The organism is Oceaniglobus trochenteri (assembly GCF_020529025.1).
Taxonomy (GTDB): Bacteria; Pseudomonadota; Alphaproteobacteria; order Rhodobacterales; family Rhodobacteraceae; genus Oceaniglobus; species Oceaniglobus trochenteri.
This window is the reverse complement of sequence record NZ_JACNMM010000011.1, coordinates 142,474-148,473: the sequence shown is the minus strand read 5'-3', so window position 1 is coordinate 148,473 and position 6,000 is coordinate 142,474. Positions and strand designations below refer to the sequence as shown.

Below are 6,000 nucleotides of genomic sequence, written 5' to 3'. Positions count from 1 at the left end.
TTCTTCCAACGTCAAATCGTGAGCGGCCTGACCGCCGGCGCCGTCAAGGGATAAGGGGGTTTTTCCAATGGCCAGACTTCAACTCAAGAACGTGAACAAGCGCTGGGGCTCGTTCGTGGGGGTCGAGAACTTCGATCTCGACATCGCGGACCAGGAATTCCTGGTTCTGCTGGGCCCCTCGGGCTGCGGCAAATCCACCACCATGCGGATGATCGCGGGGCTTGAGGATGTGACCGACGGGCAGATCCTTCTGGGCGACAAGGTGGTCAACGACCTTGAACCGAAGGACCGCGACATCTCGATGGTGTTCCAGTCCTACGGGCTCTACCCGAACCTTTCGGTCTACGAGAACATCCGCTTTCCGCTGCGGGTGCGCAAGGTGCCCAAGGACCAGCATCACGACATGGTCATGAAGGCCATCGCGATGGTCGAGCTTGAGGATTTCATGGACCGCCGGCCTGCGGAACTTTCGGGCGGGCAGCGCCAGCGCGTGGCCCTGGGGCGCGCCATCGTGCGCAAGCCCACGGTGTTCCTGATGGACGAACCGCTGTCGAACCTGGATGCGAAGCTGCGCGTCAGCACCCGCGCGCAGATCAAGAACCTGCAATCCAAGCTGAAGACCACGACGGTCTACGTGACCCACGACCAGATCGAGGCGATGACCCTGGCCGACCGCGTGGTGGTGATGAACAAGGGCAAGATCCAGCAGGTCGGCACCCCGACCGACATCTACGACAACCCCGCCAACACCTTCGTCGCCAGCTTCATCGGCTCGCCCGCCATGAACCTTGTCGAGGGGCGGCTTGAGGATGGCGTCTTCAGCGCCGACGGCATCCGGGTCGAGGGCCTGCCGGCAAGCGCCTCGGGGAACGTGACGCTGGGCTTTCGCGCCGAGGATGCCGAGATCGTCGAGGAAGAGGCGCAGATCTCGGCGCCGATGTATTCGATCGAGCTTCTGGGCGAGGCGTCGATGATAACCTGGCGGCTGGCCGGCTCGCTGGTGTCGATCAAGACCAACAAGGAATACCGCGCCGAGATCGGCGAAGTGGTAAAGGCCCGCATCCCCGCAGCCATCTGCCACCTCTTCGACACCAAGACCGGCGAAAGGATCGCCCACGGATGACGCAAAATCCGCGATCCGACCGGCGCGCCCCTCCGCCCCCTGCCGCGGCGGGGCTGCCGGTACGGTTGGCGGGGCCTTCGCGGGGGCAAACCCTGCGCGGCGGGAAGGCCCGTGGTTTGCAAAACATGCAAATGAAATGCTGCACCAATGGGAGGAGCAGATGATGCCTATCGGAAAGCTGTCGGCGGCCATGGCCGTCTTTCTTTCAACCACCGTTGCGGCGCATGCCGATTGCGGGATCGAGAAGGGCTCGGTCCGGTTGCTGTCGAACAATTTCGAAGCGCTGCGCGCCATTGGCCGGGCGGTGCAGGACTGCGCCTCGGACAGTGTCGAGGTGACGATCAACCAGACCATCGAGCACAAGACGATCCAGGGCCCGGCCCTGTCAAGCGACCCGGCGGCCTATACGGTGGCGATGATCGCAAGCAACTCGATCGTGCCGCTGCTAAACGCCAACCTCGTGCGCCCGCTGGATGACTACGTCGCGAAGTGGGGCCAGGATCTGCAGGATCACCAGCTGATCCGCGTCGACGGCAAGATCATGGCCATCGCCTTCATGGCCAACGGTCAGCACCTGTTCTATCGCCGCGACATTCTGGAAGACAACGGCATCACGCCGCCCGAAACCTTCGCGGATGTCGTGAAGGCCGCTCAGGCGCTTCGCGATGCAGGCGTGATGGAGGCCCCCTTCGCGGCCAGTTACAAGCCCGGCTGGGACATCGCGGCCGAGTTCGTGAACCTCTACCTTGGCACCGGCGCCGATTTCTTCAAGCCGGGATCGGCCGAGCTGGACATCCAGAACCAGAACGGCATTGCCACGCTGGAAACCATGAAGGCGCTCAGCGGTCAGATGCGCAAGGATTTCATCACCGACGACGCCAACACCCTGGCGCCGCTGTGGAAGGAAGGCCAGCTTGCCATGCTGATCGCCTGGGGTTCGCGGGCGCGCGAGCTTCTGGATACAACGGAATCCGAGTTCGCCGGGGAAACCGTGCTGTCCGCCATGCCGGCGGTGGAAGCTGGCGGCGTTCCGGCGGCCGCGCTCTGGTGGGACGGCTTTGCATTGGCCAGGAACATCTCGGACGAGGATGCCGAGGCATCGTTTCGCGCGATGATGCATGCGGCCTCGCCGGAAATGGCCCGGGACCATCGCGAATCGGCGGTCTGGCTGATCAAGGGTTATGAGCCGACCCCGCCGGCCAAGGGCGTTGCGGCGAATATCGCAGGTGGTGCGCGGCCCTATCCCATGACCCCCTACATGGGCCTGCTGCACGGCGCGTTGAGCGAAAACCTGGCCGAATTCATCCAGGGCGAGGAAACCGCCGAACAGGCCCTTGAGGATGTCAGCCGCGCCTACGGCACCGCCGCGCGCGAAAGCGGTTTCCTCGACTAGAAACAACAGCCGCGGGCGGCATCGGCGCCGTTTGCAGGGATTTCACGATGGTGCGCCGCAGGTCGCGGCGGGCCAGGACTTCAGAAAGGACAAGACATGCTGGGCTTTGACAAGCGCTTTGCCGATTTTCCCGACTACATCATCAAGATCACCGAGGACATCTGGGAAAAGCGCGGGCTTGCCACCTTGCACGATACCTACGATCCCGAGGTGATCATGCGCTCGCCGGGTGGGGTGATCCGGGGCAATGTCGCGGTGATCAACAACACGATGGAATCGATCTCGGAGGCGCCCGACCGGCAGTTGCTGGCCGAAGACGTGATCTGGTCGGGGGATGACGAAACCGGCTATCTGTCGTCGCACCGCGTGCTGTCCTTCGGGACACATACCGGGCATGGCCGTCTGGGCGCTCCGACCGGGCGCAGTTTCGCGGTGCGGGCGGTGGCCGACTGTGCGGCAAAACAGAACCTGATCTACGACGAGTGGCTGACCCGTGACAATTCGGGGCTTGCCCTGCAACTGGGCCTGGACCCGGTCGAATTCGTGCGCCAGGGCATCGAAGATGAAGGTGGGCCGGAAAAGGCGCGCCGTCCCTTCCACCCGAAGGACGATGTGCAGGGGCTTTATACCAGCCGCGGCAACGACAACGAATGGGGCCAGCGCCTGGGTGACATCCTCACGCGGATGATGAACGCCGACTTCACCGTGATCCAGAAGGAATACGACCGCGCTGTCCGTACTGAACACCCGGGCAACCGCACGGGATGGTCCTGGGCCTTTCCCGAAACCAACTGGATGCGCCTGCGGGCGGCCTTTCCCTCGGCGGAATTCAAGATCGAACATCAGATCGGCCGTGAAGACCCGCTGTTGTCGCCCCGCGCGGCGATCCGCTGGTCGATGCTGGGCCGCCATGACGGCTATGGTGCCTTCGGTGCGCCCACCGGCGCCGAGGTCTATATCATGGGCTTCACCCAGGCCGAATTCGGCCCCTGGGGGCTGCGCAAGGAATATACCGTCTATGACGAGATGCTGATCTGGAAGCAGATCATGCTGCACACCGGCAACGTCTGAGCGGCAAGCCGCCCGGCCTTGCCTGCCCCCGCGACGCGATGTTGCGGGGGCGCCGGCGGCTCAGTTGTCGGCGGTTCGGTCGCGTGTCGATCCGCGCAGCACCAGCATGCCGTCGATGGCGATCCGCCGGCCTGCGGTGTCCGGCGCCTTGATCTGCGCCACCAGCACCTCGATTGCCTGTTCGGCCATCTGCGCAACCGGCTGGGTGACCGTCGTCAGGTCATAGCTGGGCCACGCGGCAAGCGGCACATCGTCGAAGCCCACCACCGACACGTCACCGGGCACCGAAAGCCCCAGTTCGTGCCGCAGCACGTCCATGCAGGCAAAGGCCATGTGATCGTTGGCCACGAAAACCGCGTCGGGCAGTGCGGGCCCCGCGAAAAGCCTGCGTGTCGCTTCCTGGGCCAGGGTATAGTCGAAATCCCCCGCCTCGCGCGCGAAGGGTTCAAGACCTGCCTCGCGCAGGGCGGCCACCAGCCCCGCCTCGCGGTCGCGCTGGGTCGAGGCGTATTCCCATCCGGCCAGATAGGCGATGCGACGGTGCCCGGTGGCGACAAGGTGTTCGCCCACGCTGCGCCCGCCGGAAAAGTTGTTGGACGTCACGCAGTTTGAAACCGCATCGTTGGGCAACCGGTTGAAGAAGACCGCGGGAATGCCGAAACGTTCGCATTGCCGGGCCAGTTCAGACACCGTCGCCGCGCTTGAGACGATCAGTCCGGCAACCCCCTGGTCCAGGCAGCGGGCCACGATGGCGTCGGCGGTGCCGACGGTCTCCATCTCGACCAGCAACAGCGTGTCGAAGCCGCGGGCCTGCAGGGCCATGGACAGGCACTTGGTCGCATGGGCATAGAAGGGGTTTTCGACGTTGCTGACCACCAGTCCGATGGTGGCCTGTTCGGGCTGCCTGCGCCGGTATCCGGCGTGACGATAGCCCAGTTCCGTCGCGGCGCGGCGCACACGTTCGGTCGTGTCGCGGCTGGCCGAAGCCCCCGGCGTGAAAACGCGGCTGACCGCTGACCGGCTGACACCGGCCCGTCTTGCCACATCCTCGGCTGTCACTCTGCTCATCCTGGCTCGACGCTCCATCCTTGCGCCCGATGACGAGGGGCGGGGGCCTGCACGTTCTGCCCCGAACACATCCGCGATCAAAGCCAGTATACCAGCCGCCCCCGCGTGAAAAGCAGGGCGAAGGTCGAGGTCGCGCCTTGGCGTCCGGCCCGGGCAGGTTCGAGGGCAGTGTAGCGGTGACGCGACTTGGTTCCAATTGCAAAATTCATCTTGTTCATGCACAATTTGCACAGTAGAGAGGGCGAAAGCGCGCCGTCCCGGCGGCGCCACGCAACGCAGGCCTTGGCAAAAGGACAGACCATGACGGAATTCAGCGAGAAGTGGCCGAGCTTTACGGACTACATCATCGAGATCACCCGAGAGATCTGGGATGACCGCAAAGTCCTGACGCTGCATGATTATTATGCCAAGGACATCCTGGTGCGCACGCCCGGCGGCCTTTCTGTCGGGGTCGAGGCCACGATCCGCGGGACCTATGCAACCATCGGCCAGGCCCCCCACCGCACCTCGGGCGCCGAGGATGTGATCTGGTCCTGCGATGACACCGGCCATTTCTATTCGTCGCACCGCAATGTCGACATCATGGTGCACGATCGCGATGACATCTACGGTCCTGCCACGCACAGGAAGATCTGGTACTGGATCATCGCCGATTGCGCCGCGCGCGATGACATGATCGACGACGAATGGCTGATCCGTGATTCCGGCGGTGTCGTGCGCCAGCTTGGCTGGGACCCCAAGGATTTTGCCCGCCACCAGATCGAGATCGAAGGCGGGCCGGAAACCTGCACCAAGCCCCTGACTGCGGAAATCGACCGTCCGGGGCCCTACAAGGGCCGGGGCAACGACAATGAATGGGGCGCGAAATATGCCGACATCCTGAACCGGGTGATGGCCGGCGATCTGAGCGCGATCCCCGAGAACTATGACGAACAGTGCCACTGCATCTATGCCGGCGGTCAGACCAGCCATTGCCCCGATGCGGTCAACGCCTTCTGGGCCCAGGTGCGGTCGGCCTTTTCCGACGCGAAATTCACCATTCACCACACCATCGGCCGGCACGACGATCTGATGTCGCCGCGCGCCGCGCTGCGCTGGACGCTGGAAGGCCGGCATGACGGCTGGGGCGCCTTCGGCAGGCCGACCGGCGCCGAGGTCTATGTCATGGGCATCTGCCACGCCGAATTCGGCCCGCGCGGCATCCGCCGGGAATATGCGCTGTTCGACGAAGTGGCCATCTGGAAACAGATCCTGCTGCAGATCGAAGGCCAGAGCGCGGCCACCGGCGCCCCGGCCCGCCCGGACAAGCCCGCCTGACGCCGAACCACCGACTGCGAATTCCCAC

Annotated in this window: 5 protein-coding genes; 4 read left to right on the top strand and 1 reads right to left on the bottom strand. The window is 64.3% G+C overall.

Annotated elements, in window-relative coordinates; genetic code table 11:
• Positions 1 to 67: 67 nt before the first annotated feature.
• The 3 genes from H7828_RS18260 (at position 68) to H7828_RS18250 (ending at position 3,587) form a co-directional block, all read left to right on the top strand.
• Positions 68 to 1,123, top strand: a complete 1,056-nt coding sequence (locus tag H7828_RS18260; RefSeq protein ID WP_226782474.1) for an ABC transporter ATP-binding protein — start codon at positions 68 to 70, stop codon at positions 1,121 to 1,123.
• Between the two features lie 160 nt (positions 1,124 to 1,283).
• Complete coding sequence (locus tag H7828_RS18255) at positions 1,284 to 2,516, top strand: ABC transporter substrate-binding protein (RefSeq protein ID WP_226782505.1); 1,233 nt, start codon at positions 1,284 to 1,286, stop codon at positions 2,514 to 2,516.
• 96 nt (positions 2,517 to 2,612) lie between these two features.
• Positions 2,613 to 3,587, top strand: coding sequence for a nuclear transport factor 2 family protein (locus H7828_RS18250; protein WP_226782504.1), 975 nt, complete (start codon positions 2,613 to 2,615; stop codon positions 3,585 to 3,587).
• A gap of 60 nt (positions 3,588 to 3,647) precedes the next feature.
• Here the strand turns inward: H7828_RS18250 and H7828_RS18245 are convergent, their stop codons facing one another.
• Entirely contained in the window at positions 3,648 to 4,655 is a 1,008-nt protein-coding gene (locus tag H7828_RS18245; protein ID WP_226782503.1) for a LacI family DNA-binding transcriptional regulator, read from the bottom strand.
• Positions 4,656 to 4,955: 300 nt separating this feature from the next.
• Here H7828_RS18245 and H7828_RS18240 point away from each other — a divergent pair, with 300 nt between their 5' ends.
• Positions 4,956 to 5,972 carry a nuclear transport factor 2 family protein gene (locus H7828_RS18240; RefSeq protein ID WP_226782502.1) on the top strand — a complete coding sequence of 339 codons (1,017 nt, stop codon included), beginning with the start codon at positions 4,956 to 4,958 and terminating at the stop codon, positions 5,970 to 5,972.
• The last annotated feature ends 28 nt before the right edge of the window (positions 5,973 to 6,000 follow it).